Genomic DNA, 18,330 nt, shown 5'->3' with positions numbered 1-18,330 from the left:
TGGGATGCTCGACGGGCGCCCCTCTCCCCTGCCGGGGCAGGCGGGTCAATGCCGTTGACCATTGATGCGATCCCCTTCCACGTCCGCCCGGTGCTCGGGCCAGGCGGGCTCCCGATCCCGTTCGAGATCCCGCAATGCCGTTTGCACCACGTCACGGACGGCGTTCAACACGTCGCGCGCTTCATCATGGCTCATCGCCTCGACCTGGAGATCTCCCTCGGCCGGACCCTCTGGGATGGGTTCGAACCAGTGATCGAACAGCTTCTTCATGAACTTGCGGGCAAAATAGCCGGTCACGAAGCGGTCGCTGAAATCGTCAACGGCCAGCAGCTTTCTTTCGCCCTCAAACAGGATGAAGTCCCACAGCCGCACGTCCCCGCCGCCCGCGATGGCCAGGAACAGCGAGCGCGCGTCCGGGCTCATCTCCCCCCGGATCTTGATGGCGCCCTCCATGCCCTCCCACGGTTCCTCCGTGACCCCGGGCAGGCGGGAGAACGCCTCTCTCCCCTGGCCCAGATCGGGGTCATCTGGAAAGTGAGCTTCGAAGTGGGTGGCCAGGAGGATCCCCTCTTTCAGGATCCAGTTCCACAGGGGATCCGTTTCCTGGCGCGTACGCCAGGTGTAGAAGTACTCCCGGTCCTCGATCACGCCCATCCCCCCATCCTCATCCGTCCCGGGAAACCAAGAAAAACGGCCGGCTAGAAGATCGATCGCCTGGACCCCCGCCGGTTCACCGGCGCCGGACCTGGGTCATACTACTCAGGACAAAACCGGGTCAGCGCCCGTGCCGGGCGGACCGGTCCCGTAGGCGGTGATCCGATGCAGGATGAGCGAAAGGATCAACCGGCGCTCGATGGCGAGGCGGGCCGCCCTTCCGCGCCCGCAAGCGCCGCTTCCCCGCCGGCCGGGGCAGAAAATCCGCCCAACCAGGCCGGCCCAACCCCTACCGAGCCGGGCGCGCTGCGGGCTGCGGTGCGCCGGGCCGAATCCCGGCCCTACCCGACGCCCGTCAGCGGGCAGGGAGCCAACCCGGCTGCCTCGGCGGAAACCCGCGAGCGCCAGGCCCGGGCGCGGGCCATCACGGCCCAGAGCCCCGAGCCGGAGATCACCGGCGCCCCGGCCGGCGAGGGGCCCCGCTTCTCCCAGCTCGACGAGCTGGAACCCGACATCGTCCGCCGGCTCGACGCCCACCCCTCCATGCGCATCCCCGGCGTGTGGCAGTGGCTGCCGGGCATCCTGACCACCCGCCTGCAGGAGCTGGTCAACTGGGGCCGGGCCAACTCCATGTGGTACCTGCTCTTCGGCCTGGCCTGCTGCGCCATCGAGATGATGGCCGCCGGCGGCACCCGCACCGACCTGGACCGGATCGGGTCGGTCTTCCGTGCCTCGCCCCGCCAGGCGGACCTGATGATCGTCTCCGGCACCGTGACGGAGAAGATGGCGCCGGTGGTCAAGACCCTCTACGACCAGATGGCCGAGCCGAAGTTCGTCATCTCCATGGGCGCCTGCGCCACTAACGGGGGGCCGTACTACCAGGGTTACAACGTGGTGGACGGCGTGGACAAGATCATTCCGGTGGACGTCTACGTGGCCGGCTGCCCGCCGCGGCCGGAGGCACTGGTCCACGCCATCTTGAAACTTCAGGACAAGGTCCGCCGCATCGGGGTGGCCCATGAGGCCTGAGGCGGACGCGGGGGCACCCGGTCCGGTCCCGCTCGCGGGCCCGCCGCCTATCTCGCGTCCCAACCCGGCCGCCGCCCCGGGGCTGGAGTGGGAGGTCGCCCGGCGCCTCGACTCCGCCGCCCCGGGCCATGACCCGGTTATCGCGCCGCCTTCCCGGCGGGCCGGCACCCCGGAGGGCGACACGCCGGAGGGCATGGAAGCCGCCCTGCGCCTCGAGCCGGCGCCCGCGCCGCTGCCCGGCCTGTGGCTGCCCTGGCAGCGCTACGTGGCCGCGTTCGTCCGCAGCCGCCAGGCCCGAACGGGGACTCGCAAGCCCCTCTGCATCGCCCGGGCCTGCCACTACAACCGCCAGGGCGCCTGCACCTTCGAGCGGGTGGAACCGGCCCCGGCGGCCGTGATGGAGGCGAGCCTCTGCCCCCACGCCCTGTTCCTCACGCCGGGACCCTCCTGAGCGCATACCGAGGTTTCCTAGCCGGTGCGGGTCGGCGGCACTCCAAGGCTCCGCAGGGCTAGGCGGTGGCCATCTCCCGCTCCAGCTCCTCATCGCCCAGCAGATACCGCAGCGTCACCGCCAAGAGCGCCCGGCCGGCCACCAGCATGGCCCGCTCGTCGATGTCGAAGCGCGGGTGATGGTGGGGATACGACGCGCCCACTTCCGGGTTGCCCGCCCCGGTGAAGAAGAAACAGCCCGGCACCTTCTGCAGGTAGTAGGCGAAGTCCTCGCCGCCCATCACCGGCGCCACCCGCTCGACCGCCTCCGCGCCGGCGTAGCGCGCGATGGCCTCGGCGGCGAAGGCCGTCATGTCCTCGTGGTTGAACAGGGCCGGGTAGCCCCGCTCGTAGCGGAACCGGTAACCGGCCCCGTGGGCCTCGCAGGTCCCCCGCACCAGACGCTCCAGGAGGACCTCCATCCGGTCCCGCACCACCGGGCTCAGGGTCCGAACGGTGCCGGTCAGGGTGGCCGTCTCGGGGATCACGTTGAAGGCCGTACCGGCGTGCAGGGTCCCCACCGACACCACCGCCGGCTCCAGCGGGTCGACCATCCGCCCCACCACGTGCTGCAGCTGGGTGACCACCTGGGCCGCCACCAGGATGGGGTCGACCCCCTGGTGGGGGGCGGCCGCGTGGCAGCCCTGGCCCACGATCTCGATCTCGAACCGGTCGGCGGCGGCCATGGCGTAACCCGGGCAGTAGCCGACCCGCCCCACGGGCAGCGGGGTCCAGAGGTGGGTGCCGAAGATCACGTCGACCCCGTCCAGGCACCCGTCCTCGATCATGGGCTTGGCGCCGCCCGGCGCCACCTCCTCGGCGAACTGGTGGATCAGCACGACGCGGCCCCGGAGGCGGTGGCGTTCATCCGCCAGGACCCGCGCCACCGCCAGCAGGGTCGCCGTATGGGCGTCGTGGCCGCAGGCATGCATGACCCCAGGCACCTGGGAGCGATAGGGCACGTCCTTCTCGTCCTGGATGGGCAGGGCGTCGAAGTCGGCCCGCAGGGCCACCGTCGGGCCCGGCCGGGCGCCCTCAATCACCCCCACCACCCCCCGCCCGCCGACGCCGGTGCGGGCGGGGATGCCCGCCTCCCGCAGCCGCTCGGCGATAAAGCGCGGCGTCTCCACCTCCTGGAAGGACAGTTCGGGATGCTGATGGAGATGGCGCCGCCAGGCCACCATAGTGCCGAACAGGGCCTTAAGGCGCGGGCCCCAGGGGGCGGGCAACTCCGCCACGGTACTCCCTCCTTGGACGGGGCGAGCGGCACGGCCTGTGGGGCCGCGCCCCGCCGGTGAGGCGTGCCGGCACGGGCCACGGCGCGGCCCACGGCATGGCGGCACGGCCCACGGCATGGCGCCGGCGGCCGTGGCAGGCCGCACTCTCAATCCCCTGAACGGCTGGCCCCGGTCCGCCCGGCGACCTGACGGGCGCCGTGGCGGCGCCCGTATGGGCCGGCTCGTGTTGCAGTGCCGGGCCCGTGAAGTGCTTGGCCCGTGTGCTACCGGGCCCGGACGGGCACCCTTCCCGTGCGGTGCCCCGTGCGGCCCCCGGCCCGTGCCATCGCGGTCTCGGAGGTCTCATTTCACCGCCGGCGAGCGGTCATCCTGGTGGAGCAGTGCAGGTTGGGGGGCGGGTCCATGGTGGGGAAGGTCCAGCAGCGGCGCGAAGCCGGTTCGTCCGGACGAACGCGGCCGGCTCTGGCCCTGGGCCCCTGGCGGGTGGCGGCTACCTACATCGGCACCGTGGTGGGCGCCGGGTTTGCCTCGGGCCAGGAGATCCTGCGTTTCTTCACCGCATACGACGGCTGGGGCACCCTGGGCCTGCTGGGCGTGACGGCCCTCCTGGCGGCCTTCGGCGCGGCCGTGATGCGGCTGGGGGCGGCGACGGGCGCCGAATCCCACCGGGAGCTGGTCCGGGCCGTGGGCGGGCGGTGGCTCGGCACCCTGGCCGACTGGGTGATCACGGGATTCCTGTTCGCAGGTACGGCCGTGATGATCGCCGGCTCTAGCGCCATCTTCCGGGAGCAGCTGGGCTTGCCGGGCTGGCTGGGCGGGCTGGTCATGGCCGCCGCCGCCACGGTGACCGTGCTCTTCCGGCTGCGGGGGGTGACGGCCGTCACCTCCCTGGTGGCGCCGGTCCTGGTGGCAGGTGCCCTGGGCGTCAGCGCCGGCGTGCTCTGGCGGGAAGGCTGGCCCGCCACCCCGCCGGGCGGCACCGGCGTAGCTGGCGCGGCGCCCTTCTGGCCCCTGGCCGCGCTGCTCTATACCAGCTTCAACCTGGTGCTGGCCCTGCCGGTGCTGGCACCCCTGGGCGCGGAAGTGCGGCGGCCCGCCACCCTGAACGCCGGCGGGCTTTTGGGTGGCGCCGGCCTGGGGCTGGCCGCCCTGGCCCTGCACCTGGCCGTATGGGCCGGCTTGCCCGCCACCGCCCGGTTCGAGGTGCCCATGCTGGTGCTGGCCCGCGGCTTCGGTCCCCTGCTGGGGATGATCTACGCGGCGATCCTGTGGCTGGAGGTGTACACCACCGCCGTGACCTCCCTCTACGGGGTGGCGGCCCGGCTGCGCTCCCCCCAAAAAGCCGGCTACGGCACGGTGGTGGTCGTGCTGGGGGCCGTGGCCTTTGCCGCCAGCTTCGTGGGGTTCGCCAACCTGGTGACGCGGGTCTACCCGCTGGTGGGGTATCTGGGGCTTCTGGTCATGGCGGCGGTGGCCTGGCGGGCCGTGCCCCTGCTGCTGGCCGGCCGCCGGCCGGTGGAAGGTAAGGTCACACCCCGGCCCGCCCCTGTGCCGGTCCCGGCCTTCGGCCGCGCCCTCGCCCGGGCGGCCGCTGCGGCCGCCGTCCTCTGGGGTGGCGCCGGTGTGGCAGGCGGCCCCCTGGGCAGGCTGAGCGTCCCCGAACTGGGCCTGTGGCTGGCCGCCGGCGCCGGCCTTGCCCTGACGGGCGCGCTGGTCGACAAGCTGGGCTGGGCGGCGATCCTGGCAGCCGGCGCCCGCACCACCCTGGCCGCCGGCGTAATCGCCTTCCTGCTGGAGTTCGGCCTGGGCAGTCTGTGGCTTGCCACCACGGGCTACGCCGCAGGCACATGGCTTCCTGGAAGCCGGCCGGCCGCGGAAGCCCCGGCCGCTCCGGATCCCGGCCGGCTCCCCTCCGCGCCGGGCGGGGCGGCAGGCAGCCCGCCCCAGGAGGCCGGGCTGCCGCCCGGCGCCAGCTTCCCGGGCCACTGGCCGGGTGCCTGGTGGCTTCAGACTGCACCCTCCGCCCCCAGCCGGCTCCCTTCCGGATACGGGAGGACCAGCGGTGAAGCCAATAGCGGCAACGCGCCCGGGAGCGCAGGTCCCGCCGGCGGTGCGGCTGGCGTGCCTGGTCCTCCCGCCTGGGCGGGCGACCTGCTGGCCCGGGCCGGCCTGACCTGGCCCGCGGCGCTGGCGGCCGTGATGGCCGGCACCGCCGCCCCGGCAGTGCTGGCGGGCCTGTCCCGCCGGCGCAGAGGGGGCGGCCCGCCGGCCGCTTCGTGAGCGGCCCGCCGCCCGGCTCCTGAGCACTCGCCCCCGGCCCGTGCACCGCCCCCCGGCCCGTGAACCGCCAGCTGCTCCGCTGGTGAGCAGATCCATCGAGTCCCACCATGACCTTGGGCCAGCGCGGGGCGTCCCGGCGCGGGACGGTCCGGCCCCGCCGGCGGTCCTTCCGTCCTGTTTCCGTCCTTTCAGTCGCCCTCGACCCGGATGCTGAAGTCGGCCGCGTCCGCCGTCTCCGGGTCGCGCCCCGCCCGGACGCCCCGGTCCAGGGCGTCGATGGCCGCCACCTCTTCCGGCGCCAGCCGGAAGTCGAAGATGTCGATGTTCTCCCGGATGCGCTCCGGCCGCACCGACTTCGGGATCGCCGCAATGCCGTGTTCCAGGTGCCAGCGCAGCACCACCTGGGCCGGCGTCTTGCCGTACTTGCGGGCCAGGCCGGCGACCACGGGATGATCCAGCACGTCGCCCCCGCTGCCCTCACCCCTTCGCCGCAGGACGCCGCCGATGGGCGACCACGCCTGGGTGACGATGCCCAGCCGGTCGTGAAACCGGCGCAGTTCCACCTGGGTGAAGAAGGGATGCAGCTCCACCTGGTTCACCGCCGGGACCACGCCGGTGCGGGCGATCAGCTCCTCCAGGTGCCGGGGGCCGAAGTTGCTCACCCCGATGGCCCGCACCCGCCCCTCCTCCAGCAGGCGGATGGCCGCGCGGTAAGCGGCGACCGTGTCATCGAACCGCATGGGCACCGGCCAGTGCAAGAGGTACAGGTCGACGTAGTCCACTCCCAGCCTGCGCAGGCTGGCTTCAAAGGCCCGCAGGGCCGAGTCGTAGCCGTAGTCGGCGATCCACAGCTTCGTGGTGAGGAAGATGGCGGACCGGTCGATTCCGCTGCGACGGATCCCCTCGCCGACCTGCCGCTCGTTGTTGTACGCGGCCGCGGTGTCGATCAGCCGGTAGCCGCAGGCGACGGCCGCTGCGACCGCGGCAGCCGCCTGGTCAGGTGGCGCGAGGTAGACGCCGAGCCCCAGCAGCGGCATGGTGACGCCGTTGTTCAGCGTGATGACGGGCGTTGCAGTGGTCACGAATCCGCTCCCTTTCCTTGGTCACAACATCAAAGGATCACAGCAATGGACGGCCGCAGGCCCCGGCTCGACCTTCACCGCGGCCCCAGCCGGGGCCGCCCTGGGCGGCGCGGAACCGCCCGCGCCCGCATCCGCGCCCGCACCGGCCCCCTCGCCCGCCGCTGCTGCGGTGACGGCCGCCGGGGTGACCGTCCGGCCGGCGCGGCCTTGCCGGTAGACCCAGGCCGCCTCGACGAGCCCGGTGAAGATCCCCGCCAGGGCCGGTTCGTCCCGCCACAGCAGCTCGGGGTGGAACTGGACACCCAGGATGAAGGCCTCCCCTTCGCCCTCCACGGCCTCCACCACCCCGTCCTGGGCCCGGCCGCTGACCCGCAGCCCCCGGCCGGGCTGGCGCACCGCCGCCACGTGGAAGCTGTTGACGTGCACCCGGGTGCGGCCCCCCAGGCAGGCGGCCAGCCGGGAGCCGGGTTCGACCCAAAGGCCGTGGCCCCGCCCGGCGCCCGGTTCCACCTGCAGGTGGGACCCCGGCGGGTGGACCCGGCGCGTCAGGGTCCCGCCCAGGAGCTCGTTCAGCGTCTGCATGCCGCGGCAGATGGCCAGCACGGGCATGCCCCGCCCCAGGGCGCCCCGGAGCCAGACCACATCGGAATCATAGCGGTAGGGGGCCTGCTCGCGCAGCCCCGGCAGCGCCCGCAGTCCGGCAGGAAGGTACGGATAATTCCCGGGTACCACCAGGGCGTCGATGTGCTCCAGCCAGGGGTCCACGGCCTCGCCCGGCCGCGCCACCGGCAGGATCACCGGGAGGCCGCCCGCGGCGGCCACGGCCTCCACGTACGTCATGGGCAGAACGGCCACCAGCCGCGGGGGCTGGTCCCCGGTCCCGCAGGGCCCGTGCCCCCCTGCGCCAGGTCCCGAAGGCAGGATGCCCCCGCCGGAACGGGCGGGGGCCATGAAGTCCACCGAGGCCGCGATGCCGATGACGGGCCTCGTCATGGCTGCATCATCTCCCAGGATGGCCGGCCGTCGCCACCCCACGGATGGGCCGCCCGGCCTCACACCCGCAGCCGCGGGTCCAAGAGTTCCCTGAGCCCGTCGCCCAGGGTGTTGATCGCCAGCACCAGCACCAGCACCGCCAGCCCCGGCAGGGTCGACACCCACCAGGCGGTGCTCAGGTAGTCCCGGCCCTCGGCCACCATGGACCCCCAGGCCGGCACGTCGGGCGGCACCCCGATGCCCAGAAAGCTCAGGGACGCCTCCATCAGGATCATGTGACCGGCCCGCAGGGTCGCCACCACCAGCAGGGCGTGCAGGATGTTGGGCAGGATCTCCCGCGCCAGGATGCCGGCGTGGCTGCGGCCGATGGCCCGGGCCGCTTCCACGTAGGGTTTCGCCTTTTCCGCCAGGACCTGGCCCCGGGCCACCCGGTAGAACTCCACCCAGGCTTTGAAGGTCAGGGCCAGGATCAGGTTGCCGATGCCCGGTCCCAGGATGCCCATCATCAGGATGGTGAAGAGCAGGTACGGGAAGGCCATCAAGAGGTCGGCCGCCCGGGAGAGCACCTGGTCCACCAGGCCTCCCGCGTAGCCCGCCACGGCCCCCAGTACCGACCCCACCACCCCCGCCACGGTGACCGCCGTGGCACCGACCAGCAACGACACCCGGGCACCGTAGAGCAGCCGGGTCAGAAGGTCGCGCCCCACCCGGTCGGTGCCCAGGAGGTGCTCGGGGTGGCCTCCCGGCAGGAAGGCCGGCGGGGCCAGGCGGGCGCTCAAGGTGAAGTCCTCGGGGTCGTAGGGCGCCAGCCACGGGGCGGCCACCGCTACGAGGACGAACAGGGCCACCACCGCTAGGCCCACGGCCACCTGCGGGTGGCGCAATGCCCGCCGCCAGGTGTCCCGGGTGCCAGGCAGGGGAGCGGCCACGGCAGCAGGCTCGGTGCCCGGCGCTCCATCCCCCGCCCCTCGCCCCCTCCCCAGGCCGGCCCCGGGATCGAGCCCGGGCCCGGGGCCCGGCCGGGCGGGCGACCCGGGCGCAGCGCGGCCGGGAACGCCCTCCGGCTCCCGGGCCGCCGCCGGTTCGTCCCACTGTAGCGCGGGCCGCCTTTCCCACGGACCGTGCATCCGCTCCCCTCCTTTGCACGCAGGCCGCCGGCCCCGCCCGGGCCGCCTAGGCCTCCCGGATCCGCGGATCCAGCCAGGTGTAGGCCAGGTCGACCAGGAGGTTCATCACCAGGAAGGTCAGGGCGTAGACCATCACCGCCCCCTGGACCACCGGGTAGTCCCGGGCGAAGATCGCCTCGACCACCAGCCGGCCCAAACCCGGCCAGCTGAACACCGTCTCCACGATCATGTTGCCGCCCAGCAGCACGCCGGCCTGCAGGCCGACCACGCTGGCGGTGGGAATCAGGGCGTTGCGCAGGGCATGGCGCAGGACCACCCGCCCTTCGGGGAGGCCCTTGGCCCGCGCCGTGCGGACGAACTCGGCCCCCATCACCTCCAGCATGCTGGAGCGGGTGACCCGCGCCACCACCGCCGCCAGCTCGGCCCCCAGGGTGACCGCCGGCAGCACCAGGTGGGCCAGCGCCGAGCGGAAGGCCGCCAGGTTGCCGGCCAGCAGGGTGTCGACGAGCAGGAAGCCGGTGTGCCAGGGGACCGTGCCGGCGTACTGGGAGGCGATGCGGCCCGAGGTGGGCAGCCATCCCGTCCCCACCGCCAGCAGCAGGATCAGCACGATGCCGAGCCAGAAGGCCGGCATGGAGATCCCCAGGGAGGCGCTGACCATGACCGCCCGGTCGAGCCAGGAGCCGCGGCGGGTGGCGGCCAGCACCCCCAGCGCCACCCCCGTTGCCACGGCGAAGCCCAGCGCAGCCAGGGCCAGCTCCACCGTGGCCGGCAGGGTGGCCAGCAGCACCTGGCCCACGGGCTGCCGGCTGCGGATGGACTCGCCCAGGTCGCCCCGGGCCAGATCCCCTACGAACCGGGCCAGCTGGACGGGCAGGGGCTGGTCCAGGCCCAGCTGGCGGGCCAGGGCCCGGGCCTCCGCCTCGCTGGAGGTGCCCCCGCCCCGCAGCATGATGTCCACGGGATCGCCCGGCATCACCCGCAGGAGGATGAAGCTCACCAGCACGATCCCCACCGCCAGGGGCAGGGCCATCAGCACCCTGCGCAACACCCACCCGCCGCGCATCCGGTCACCTCCCCGGGGTCCTTCCCATGCCCCTCCTGCACCGCCCGCTCGCCGGTTTGTCCGCGCACGCGCCGTGGGTCAGGCCACGGCCCGGCGATTGCCGCCCCCGCCCGTCAGTCGACCCTGTACCCCGCCTCCCGCAGCAGCTGCTTCGCCTTCTCGGGATCGTAGGGGTAGGGCTTGAGGGTCTCGTCGTAGCCGAAGCCGCTGGGCAGCATGGCCGTGGCCACCCGGTGGGCGTGGTCCTTGTAGAGCTCCTTGAGGATCGCATCCCAGTCGATGGCGTAGTTCAGCGCCTGCCGCACCCGGGGATCGGTGAACAGCTTGTTGTTCAGCTCGATCATGTAAAGCCGCGTGCCCTGGGTCACCTTGACCTGCACGTTGGGGTCCTTCTCCAGCTGGGCCACCAGGTCCGGCGGCACCTCCTGGATGATGTGGACCTCGCCGTTCTGCAGGGCGGCGATGCGGGTGGCCGGCTCGGGCATCATGCGGAAGACCACCCGCTGGAGCTTGGCCGGCCCCACGGGCGGCAGGTCCGGCGAACCGCCGTAGTAGTCGTCGAACCGCTCCAGGACGACCTGCCCGTCCAGGCTGCCCTCGACGAAGCGGAAGGGCCCCGCCCCGACGGGCTTGGCCGACAGGCCGGCACTGCCCACTTCCTCAACATAGTCCTTGGGCACGATCTGCGTGTGCACCAGCAGCTGGAGGAACGCCGCCGACGGGTTGGCCAGCTTCATCCGCACCGTGTAATCGTCGACCTTCTCGATGGACTCGAGCGGCTCCAACAGCCCCTTGCGCGGCGACGGCTGGCCGTCCAGGCCGTCTTCGGCCAGGATCCGCTCGAAGGTGAAGACCACGTCGTCGGCCGTCAGGTCCTCGCCGTTGTGGAACTTGATGCCGCGGCGCAGCTTGAAGACGTAGGTGGTCGGGTCGGGCTGCTCCCACGACTCGGCGATCTCGGGCACCACCTTGCCGTCGGGCGTCCGGGTGACCAGGCCGTCATAGATGTTGCGGATCACCGTCTCGGTGTCGCGGTCGCGGTAGGCGGCCGGGTCCAGGGACAGGATCCGGTCGGCCCGCAACCCCACCACCAGGGTGTCGCCGCCCTCCAGCTCCACGTCGTGCAGGTTGATCCGGCTGTCCATGGAGGGCTGCCAGTTCTTCACCCGGGTCGAGGCCGCCTCGATGGCATCCAGGTAGTAACCGAAGATCCAGGGGGCGTCTTCGAAAAGGATGGCCTGCGCCTTCTTGTAGGCCTCCAGCGCCTTCGCCTCGTCGGTAGCGGCCGCCGCCTCCTTGAAGAGGGCGTCCAGGTCCGGGTTGGAATAGAAGGAGTAGTTGCCGCGCCCGCCCGTCTCCAGCTTGGGCACCGCCAGGTCCACCGGGGTGAAGGTGGCGCTCCCCCAGTCGGTGGCGTAGGCCTGGCGGGTGCCCTTCTGGGCCTCCGCCACCAGGGTCTGGTACTCCCACACCCGCACCTGGGCGTCGATGCCCACCTGCTTGAGGTACTGGGCGATGACCTGCAGCTCCGCCTCCCGGTTCTTCGCCCCGTCCAGGGTGATGCTCAGCACCTGCCCCTGGGACGAACCGGCCTCGCCGCCCGCCTGCTCCCGGCCGCCGCCGGTGCAACCGGCGGCGGCCAGGGCCAGGACCAGGGCCACCGCCAGCGGGACGAGCCGGCCCAGGCGGTTGGGAGCCGCCCGCAACCTTCGCCCTTGGCGGTGCACCCCCCGCATCCCGCCTCCCTGCACCAGGGTCTCCGGCCGCCGGCCCCGCCGGCCCGCCGGCCTGCACCCGCCGTCCATACGCCTCCCCCTTTCCCCGGGGGCGGGCGGCGCCCGCCCCCGGACCGGTTTGCCTTTCCCACCGTCACTCCAAACCGGAGTGGCCGTCACCATGTGAACTCCCGCCGCGGCCGGCCCGGGCCCCGCAGCCCAGCGGCCGCACCGCAGCCGGAGCTGCCGCCGCCGGAGCCGGGGGCGCTACCTCCGACATTGCCGCGGGCGGTGCCCCGGCCGGTTCGACCTCCAGATCCAGCAGAGGCCCGTACTGCTGGGTGCCGAAGACATCGGTCTCTCCCGGGCTTCCCGCCGGGCGGCGCCGCCGGACCGTGAACTTGATGGCCCGGGCGGGGTCAAAATGGACGAAACAGTACAGGCTGTCGGGGCCGATGCCCAGCAACCGGCAGAGGGCCTCCGGGGTCAGCACGGGGCTCCGGCAGGCCCGCCGGTACGCCTCCTCCGACGGGAAGAGGATGTCGAAGGTGATCAGGTCGACGCCGGCATTCTTGCTCCGGATGGTGCTGGCCAGCTCACGCAGGCGCATGACGGGATCCCTCCCCCCGGCCCGCCGGCCGGTGCCCCGGGCGGGCTCCCGGGCGCCCGGCCGCGGCCGGGCGGCTTGCCGCTCCCGCCCCCACGGGTTCCCGCCCACCGGCGGGAGCCGCCAGCGGATCAGGGGCAGGGTGGGGGTCAGGGCTGCTGAACCCCACCTGCTCCAGCACCGTGGGGAACCAGCTCAGGGGATCGTCCACGGGCACCACGTGGTTCAGCGTCCAGCGGTAGGCGGGCCGGGCCTCCAGGACCTCGTCGGTCATCAGGGCGGCCCGGCCGGCGGTCCCGGTCCGGCCCCCGATGCGGGCGTAGAAGAGCTGGCGGGCCGCCATGGTGCAGATCTCGCGGCCCCGGTGCCGGTCGGGACAGACCACCTCGACCACCAGCCCCAGCTCGTGCCCGGGGCGGGAATGGGGCTCCAGCTCCCCCATGACGCCGTTGCGGCCGTACACGTGGTAGAACAGTTCGTAACCGGTGGTCCCGTAACGCTCCGCCACCTTCCGCCGCGCCCAGGCGATGGCCTCGTCCACCCGGGCCACCAGCTCGGGATCGCGCAAGCCGGCCAGGGCGAGGAAGCGGGCGCCGGCCGGGCCCGCCCCCTCGATCTTCACGGCGTAGGTGCCGGCGGCCCGGAACTGGAAGCCGGTGACCCGGGTGCGGCGGTCGTCCAGCGCCTGGTAGACGCACCCGCGCATGTCCAGGACGCCTGCGGGCACGTGCTCGAAGAAGGGCGTAGCCCGCTCGTACAGGGCATGCCCGGCCAGCGAGGCCGGCGTGCACCGCTGGTCCGGGTGCATGGGCTCCACCACCACCTCGCCGGGGCGCAGGGTGCCCAGCACCGACTCCTTGGCCATGAAGGGCTCGGCACAGAAGGAGGCGCATTCCAGCACCTTGCCGGCGTAGTAGGCGGTGGCCGGGGGCATGCCGCACCAGAGGGCGGCCGCCGCGAAGATGGCCGCATCGCTGGACCGGCCGCAGATCACCACGTCGGCCCCCGCGTCCAAGGCCGCGACGATGGGCTCCGCCCCCATGACCGCGACCGCCCGGGAGGTCCGGTCCAGATCGGCCAGGGTCAGATCGGGCCGGCCGTCCAGCCCGCGGATGGCAACGCCCTGTTCCAGGAGACGGCGCAACCGTTCCAGGGGAACGTCCGAATAGATCCGCGCCAGCCGGAAGGGCGGCAGGCCATGCCGGGCTGCGATGTCTTCCATCATCCCGGCGAACTGGTCGACCCCGCGCCGGGTGCCCGTATCCGACGCCGAGCCGATAATCAGCGGGATCCCTCGCCGGCGGGTTTCCACCAGCAGGATCTCCAGGTCGTGGTACTGCCAGGCCGGCGGGCTGGCCGACTCGTCGGCGCCCAGCGGGTAAGGGCCGATGTCGCAGCTCCCGGAATCGGCCACCACGAAGTCCGGGTCCCGCTCGAGCCCCGCCAGGAAGCTCTCCTTCTCCAGGGGCGTAAACCCCAGGTGCCCGGTGGGCGCCAGCAGCCGCACCTCTTCCCGCAGCCGCCCCTCTCTCCGGCGCACACCGGTGCCGGTCGTCATCGCAGGTCACCCCTCAGGTGCGCGTTGGTCCGGCAGCCGCCGCCTTGGGCGATGGCCACCCCGCCCCAGAAACGACAAACCCCGTCCGGAGACGCCGGGACGGGGCAGGATGATTCTGGACGGCCGGGACTGGACAGCTTGCGCAGCCGGGACCGGAACGTGCCGCCGGCTCCCGGCGCCCCCACCGGCCGGTCACCGGCCGAAGAACCCTCCACCCCCTTCCTGGCCGGCCGGCGGGACGGAAGGCTGCCCGGCGCGGCCACCGGCGCGGCCGGCGGCGTGGGAAGCAGTCTCGCCCCCCTGACCGGCCCCTTCCCGCGCTGGTCAGGGGCCCAGGTGCCGGCGAACCCCGTACTTGACGGCTCCGTGGCCGTTGCCGCCGCCATCCGGGCCACCCCCTCCAACCACCGTAGGCGTGCGGCCGTGCCCGGACCGGCCGGGGCGGCCTGGCTCCCCAAGGCCGCCCCGGCCTCATTCCATCGATACGCCGCCGGCGGGGAAAGTTGCCCGCCGGAAGCGGGCGATCACCCGCGGCCGGGGCCCGAAAGGCGGGGCCGCTCGGTTGCCAAGGTACACCGGTGGGTTCCCTGCGGTACACCGCCGGATTCCCTTCAGGAGCACCCTCCCGGACGGGCGCCGTCCCGGCCCGGAGGCCGCGACGGGCCGGCTCAGCCGGCCGGGGCGCTGCCGGCCGCAGCCCGCCGCGCCGCGGGCGGCTGGAGCTGGCGCCCCACGGCGAAGAAGCGCCGGGTCTCCCGCACCACCACGCCACTGAGGGCCAGCAGGCTGATGAGGTTGGGTACCGCCATCAGACCGTTCATCACGTCGGCAAAGTCCCAGACGATTCCGAAGGTGGCCACCGACCCGGCAAAGACGGCCACGGTCCACAAAGCCCGGTACAGTGTGACGGCCCGGGTACCGAAGAGGTACTCGAAACACTTCTCGCCGTAATACGCCCAGCCCAGGATGGTCGAGTAGGCGAAGAGAATCAGGCCGATCACCACGATCATGCCGCCCGGCCCGGGGAGCCCCGCTTCGAAGGCCCGGGTCGTCAGCTGCGCCCCTGTCAGGGTCTCGGGATCCGCCTGCTGCCACATCCCTGTGGCCACGATCACCAGCCCCGTGATGGAGCACACCACGATGGTGTCGATGAAGGTACCGGTCATGGAGACCAGGGCCTGCCGCGCTGGGAGGTCCGTCCGGGCTGCCGCGGCGGCAATGGGCGCGCTACCCAGGCCGGCCTCGTTGGAGAAGACCCCCCGCGCCACGCCCCAGCGAATGGCCTCCCGCACGCCCGCGCCGGCGACCCCACCGCCCAGGGCTTCGCCGGTCAGGGCGTGGTTCAGGATAAGGGCGATGGCGCCCGGCACCGCCTCGATGTGCCGGCCCAGGATGACAAGCCCCCCGATCACGTAGAACAAGGCCATGAACGGTACCAGGAAGGCGGTCACCCGCCCGATGGACTTGATGCCCCCCAGGATCACCAGGCCCGTCAAGACGGCCAGGACCAGACCCACGATCCAGCTGGGCACGCCCCAGTACTGCTGGATGTTGTTGGAGACCTCGTACGCCTGGACGGTGTTGCCGATGCCAAAACCGGCCACGGCGCCGAAAACGGCGAACAGAACGGCCAGCCACTTCTGGCCGAGCCCCCGTTCCAGCACGTACATCGGGCCGCCGGCCATCTCGCCCCGGGCGTTGCGCACCCGGTAGGTCACCGCCAGGATGGCTTCCGCGTACTTGGTGGCCATCCCGAACAGCGCCGTCACCCACATCCAGAAAACCGCACCGGGTCCGCCCAGGGTCACGGCCGCCGCCACGCCGGCGATGTTGCCCGTGCCGACGGTTGCCGCCAGGGCCGTCATGAGGGCCTGGAAGTGGTTGACGTCGCCTTCGGAAGTCTGATCCTGCCGCCGGCTGAAGGCCAGGCGCAGGGCATATCCCAGCTCGCGGAACTGGAGCCCCCGCAGCCGGATAGTGAGGAACAGGCCGGTGCCCACGATGAGGACCAGCATGGGAGGCCCCCAGACGATGTCGCTGGCGGTACCGAGCAGGGCCGCCAGGCCGTCAAGAAAACCCTGCAATCACCATCCCTCCCCAAGGGAAGCCGGGTCTGGCGCGCGGGCCCCTGGGCCGGGGGCAAGGCAGCCCCCGACCGGCCGGCGCTCCCGGTCAGCGGTGCCAGAAGGCGGCCCGCACACACGAAACTGGAGCTGGACTCCCGGCAGGTTCGGGGCCGGGAACGGGCGTGCGACGCTCGAACTCCACCGAGACACGCAAGGCGGCGGGCCAGGGACAGGCCTTAGCAGAAGGAATCCCGTTGTGCTGGTTGTTTTCTTTCAAAGGACTCGCAATTCCTGCTCCTTTTCGTTGCGAGTTCAGAAGTTTTCCTTGGGCTGCATTTCATGGGGGCGATTGCCTGCCGAATCCAGGGGCCGGGCCAGGCTCGCCAGCAGGCCCTTCCACCGCCGCTGCGGGACTCAGACCTCGACCGCCAGGATAAAAGTCAGGATCATCCCCAGGGCCGTGATCAGGCCGACCAGATTGCCGCCTTCCCGGTACGCCTCGGGGGTCAGGGTGTCGGCCGCCATGGCCACCACGGCCCCGCCGGCCAGAGCCAGGATGACCGCCTCGGTCACGCCGGCCAACCGTTCCGCCAGGAGGAACCCGGCCGCCGCCGCCGGTGCGGCCACCCCAGCCACCGCGGCCCACAGCAGCACGATGAAGGCGCGGCGATACCCGGCCCGCTTCAGGCCCACGGAACCAGAAAGGCCTTCCGGCAGGGTGCTGAGGAAGATCCCGGCCACCAGCGCCCAGCTCAGCCCGTGGCCGGCAAAAAGGTCGACCCCCAGCGCGAAGGCTTCGGGCACGCCGTCCAGGACGGCTCCCGCCAGGATCGCCCAGGCCGCCCCCGGCCGAGGACCGCGGGAAGCCGTGCCCCGGGGCGCCGCCGTACCGGCTCCCGGCACCGGCCCGCGGCCCGCCGGTTCGTCCGGGTCACCGCTGTGCTTGCGCCCCACGGCACCGCGCCGGTCCAGGAGAAAGTCGATGATGGTGAAGATCAGGGCTCCGGCCAGAAAGCCCGCCACCGCCGGCCCCGGCCCGCCCCGGTCCCGGGCGGCCGGCAGCACGTCAAAGGCCACGGCTCCCAGCAGAGCGCCGGCACCAAAGGCCATCACCGCCGCCAGCACCCTGCGCCCCAGGGGGACGAACAGGCCACCCAGGCAACCGCACAGCCCGCTGCTGGATGCCACCAGCGCCCAGAGGGCCGCTTCGGCCCAGCCCGGCCAGGTCAAGTCGCCATCCCACCCGGCACCCGCCAAGACCCGGCACCCGCCGGAGGGCCGCCCGCTGCCGCCGGGCGGCAGCGGGTCCAGGCCCCCTTATCAGGATGGCCTGCCCGCCCGGGACCTCACAGGGCCCGCATCATCCCGCCGTCGACGAACACCGCCTGGCCGGTCAGGTAGCGGGCGGCATCGGACACCAGGAAGGCCACCACCTGCGCGAACTCCTCCGGGTCGCCGTACCGGCCCAGGGGGATCTGGCGGTAAAAGCTCTCCCGGACCTCCTCCACGCTGCGCCCCGTGTGCCGGGCCAGGTCCTGGTCCAGGCTGCGTACCCGGCCGGTGTCGATGCGCCCCGGTGCCACCGTGTGGATCCGGATGTTGCGGGCCGCCAGCTCGGGGACCAGGCTCTTCACCAGGGCGTAGACGCCCGCCCGCATGACGTTGGAGAGGATCAGCCGCGGCAGCGGTACCTTGATGGAGGTCGAGGTGATGGTCACGATGGTGCCGCCGCCCGACCGCTCCATCAGCGGCACGCAGGTGCGCACCAGCCGGACCACGGACATCAGGTTCTGCTGGAAAGCCTTCTCCCAGTCCGCTTCCTCCACGTCGAAGAAATCGCCCGGCGGCGGGCCGCCGGCGTTGCACACCAGCACGTCCAGACGGCCGAAGGCCTGTTCCACCCGCCGGGACAGGGTCACCACCTGCTCGGGTACGGCCACGTCGGCCTCCCAGGCCTCCACCCGCACATCGCGGCCGGCGCCGCGGCGGGCCACCTCCTCGGCGGCCTCCCGGACCCGCTCCGCCGAGCGGCTGCAGAGGGCCACGTGCATCCCCTCTTCGGCCAGCCGCCCGGCGATGGCCCGGCCCAGCCCCTGGCTGGCCGCCGTCACCAGCGCCACCTTGCCCTGCAAGCCCAGCTCCAAAGGCCCCACCCCCGCGCCAGGCTTCCGGCCGACCCCGGGCCGGCCTGCATCGCCGCAGGACCCGCCCGGGGTCGACTGGAATTTTGAGAGAATTTCCGCCGGACGGCAGGGATTGGTCCCCGCCCGTCTAATTGCTTTCAATAACTGCCCCACCATGCGGGCGGTGCAAAGGCGGCCACGCCCCTCAAGGTGCTCTGCACCGGCCGCTGGCCACCACCGTATGGTTCCGATATAAGCCCGCCTTCGCCCTGAGCGGGCTTATATCCTTTCAAGGCCCCGGTG

Annotated in this window: 15 protein-coding genes; 3 read left to right on the top strand and 12 right to left on the bottom strand. The window is 72.7% G+C overall.

Annotated features, from left to right (window positions below; genetic code table 11):
* Nucleotides 1-45: 45 nt before the first annotated feature.
* Complete coding sequence (locus DYI95_RS03720; RefSeq protein ID WP_203530702.1) at nt 46-654, bottom strand: hypothetical protein; 609 nt, start codon at nt 652-654, stop codon at nt 46-48.
* Between the two features lie 543 nt (nt 655-1,197).
* On the opposite strand from DYI95_RS03720, the gene DYI95_RS03715 reads away from it, so the two are divergent.
* Nucleotides 1,198-1,683, top strand: a complete 486-nt coding sequence (locus DYI95_RS03715) for an NADH-quinone oxidoreductase subunit B (RefSeq protein WP_116900793.1) — start codon at nt 1,198-1,200, stop codon at nt 1,681-1,683.
* A 193-nt stretch (nt 1,684-1,876) separates the two neighbouring features.
* Complete coding sequence (locus DYI95_RS03710) at nt 1,877-2,134, top strand: hypothetical protein (RefSeq protein ID WP_147308106.1); 258 nt, start codon at nt 1,877-1,879, stop codon at nt 2,132-2,134.
* A 58-nt stretch (nt 2,135-2,192) separates the two neighbouring features.
* On the opposite strand, the gene DYI95_RS03705 is transcribed toward DYI95_RS03710, so the two are convergent.
* Nucleotides 2,193-3,356, bottom strand: a complete 1,164-nt coding sequence (locus DYI95_RS03705) for an amidohydrolase (RefSeq protein WP_243149927.1) — start codon at nt 3,354-3,356, stop codon at nt 2,193-2,195.
* 456 nt (nt 3,357-3,812) lie between these two features.
* Between DYI95_RS03705 and DYI95_RS03700 the strand changes: the two genes are divergently transcribed.
* Entirely contained in the window at nt 3,813-5,690 is a 1,878-nt protein-coding gene (locus DYI95_RS03700; RefSeq protein ID WP_147308107.1) for a hypothetical protein, read from the top strand.
* A gap of 188 nt (nt 5,691-5,878) precedes the next feature.
* Here DYI95_RS03700 and DYI95_RS03695 read toward each other — a convergent pair whose 3' ends face one another.
* The 10 genes from DYI95_RS03695 to DYI95_RS03650 all read right to left on the bottom strand — a co-directional run bounded on the left by DYI95_RS03695 (nt 5,879) and on the right by DYI95_RS03650 (nt 18,057).
* Nucleotides 5,879-6,772, bottom strand: coding sequence for an aldo/keto reductase (locus tag DYI95_RS03695; RefSeq protein ID WP_116900757.1), 894 nt, complete (start codon nt 6,770-6,772; stop codon nt 5,879-5,881).
* 21 nt (nt 6,773-6,793) lie between these two features.
* Complete coding sequence (locus DYI95_RS03690; protein ID WP_116900758.1) at nt 6,794-7,765, bottom strand: gamma-glutamyl-gamma-aminobutyrate hydrolase family protein; 972 nt, start codon at nt 7,763-7,765, stop codon at nt 6,794-6,796.
* A gap of 59 nt (nt 7,766-7,824) precedes the next feature.
* The gene (locus tag DYI95_RS03685) at nt 7,825-8,892 is read right to left on the bottom strand and encodes an ABC transporter permease (RefSeq protein WP_116900759.1); all 1,068 of its coding nucleotides are present in this window, start codon (nt 8,890-8,892) and stop codon (nt 7,825-7,827) included.
* Nucleotides 8,893-8,938: 46 nt separating this feature from the next.
* Entirely contained in the window at nt 8,939-9,958 is a 1,020-nt protein-coding gene (locus DYI95_RS03680; protein ID WP_116900760.1) for an ABC transporter permease, read from the bottom strand.
* A gap of 113 nt (nt 9,959-10,071) precedes the next feature.
* On the bottom strand, nt 10,072-11,694 hold the full coding sequence (locus DYI95_RS03675; RefSeq protein ID WP_243149851.1) for an ABC transporter substrate-binding protein: 1,623 nt from the start codon (nt 11,692-11,694) through the stop codon (nt 10,072-10,074).
* Nucleotides 11,695-11,827: 133 nt separating this feature from the next.
* Complete coding sequence (locus DYI95_RS03670; protein ID WP_116900762.1) at nt 11,828-12,283, bottom strand: DUF4387 domain-containing protein; 456 nt, start codon at nt 12,281-12,283, stop codon at nt 11,828-11,830.
* Nucleotides 12,270-13,838 carry an acyclic terpene utilization AtuA family protein gene (locus DYI95_RS03665; RefSeq protein ID WP_116900763.1) on the bottom strand — a complete coding sequence of 523 codons (1,569 nt, stop codon included), beginning with the start codon at nt 13,836-13,838 and terminating at the stop codon, nt 12,270-12,272. The genes DYI95_RS03670 and DYI95_RS03665 overlap by 14 nt, the downstream gene beginning before the upstream one ends.
* A gap of 668 nt (nt 13,839-14,506) precedes the next feature.
* Complete coding sequence (locus DYI95_RS03660) at nt 14,507-15,922, bottom strand: sodium:alanine symporter family protein (RefSeq protein WP_116900764.1); 1,416 nt, start codon at nt 15,920-15,922, stop codon at nt 14,507-14,509.
* 396 nt (nt 15,923-16,318) lie between these two features.
* Complete coding sequence (locus DYI95_RS03655) at nt 16,319-17,134, bottom strand: ZIP family metal transporter (protein WP_116900765.1); 816 nt, start codon at nt 17,132-17,134, stop codon at nt 16,319-16,321.
* Between the two features lie 116 nt (nt 17,135-17,250).
* A complete protein-coding gene (locus DYI95_RS03650) occupies nt 17,251-18,057 on the bottom strand; it encodes an SDR family oxidoreductase (RefSeq protein WP_243149850.1) in 807 nt (268 codons plus the stop codon).
* Nucleotides 18,058-18,330: the final 273 nt, after the last annotated feature.

The sequence above is a fragment of the Thermaerobacter sp. PB12/4term genome (genome assembly GCF_003403315.2).
Classification (GTDB): Bacteria; Bacillota; Sulfobacillia; order Thermaerobacterales; family Thermaerobacteraceae; genus Thermaerobacter.
This window is presented reverse-complemented; position numbering and strand designations above follow the sequence as displayed.

Coding starts and splice junctions, on each gene's coding strand:
- DYI95_RS03720 (WP_203530702.1), bottom strand. CDS start 654: ATGGGCGTGATCGAGGACCGGGAGTACTTCTACACCTGGCGTACGCGC.
- DYI95_RS03715 (WP_116900793.1), top strand. CDS start 1,198: ATGCGCATCCCCGGCGTGTGGCAGTGGCTGCCGGGCATCCTGACCACC.
- DYI95_RS03710 (WP_147308106.1), top strand. CDS start 1,877: ATGGAAGCCGCCCTGCGCCTCGAGCCGGCGCCCGCGCCGCTGCCCGGC.
- DYI95_RS03705 (WP_243149927.1), bottom strand. CDS start 3,356: ATGGTGGCCTGGCGGCGCCATCTCCATCAGCATCCCGAACTGTCCTTC.
- DYI95_RS03700 (WP_147308107.1), top strand. CDS start 3,813: ATGGTGGGGAAGGTCCAGCAGCGGCGCGAAGCCGGTTCGTCCGGACGA.
- DYI95_RS03690 (WP_116900758.1), bottom strand. CDS start 7,765: ATGACGAGGCCCGTCATCGGCATCGCGGCCTCGGTGGACTTCATGGCC.
- DYI95_RS03685 (WP_116900759.1), bottom strand. CDS start 8,892: ATGCACGGTCCGTGGGAAAGGCGGCCCGCGCTACAGTGGGACGAACCG.
- DYI95_RS03680 (WP_116900760.1), bottom strand. CDS start 9,958: ATGCGCGGCGGGTGGGTGTTGCGCAGGGTGCTGATGGCCCTGCCCCTG.
- DYI95_RS03675 (WP_243149851.1), bottom strand. CDS start 11,694: ATGCGGGGGGTGCACCGCCAAGGGCGAAGGTTGCGGGCGGCTCCCAAC.
- DYI95_RS03670 (WP_116900762.1), bottom strand. CDS start 12,283: ATGCGCCTGCGTGAGCTGGCCAGCACCATCCGGAGCAAGAATGCCGGC.
- DYI95_RS03665 (WP_116900763.1), bottom strand. CDS start 13,838: ATGACGACCGGCACCGGTGTGCGCCGGAGAGAGGGGCGGCTGCGGGAA.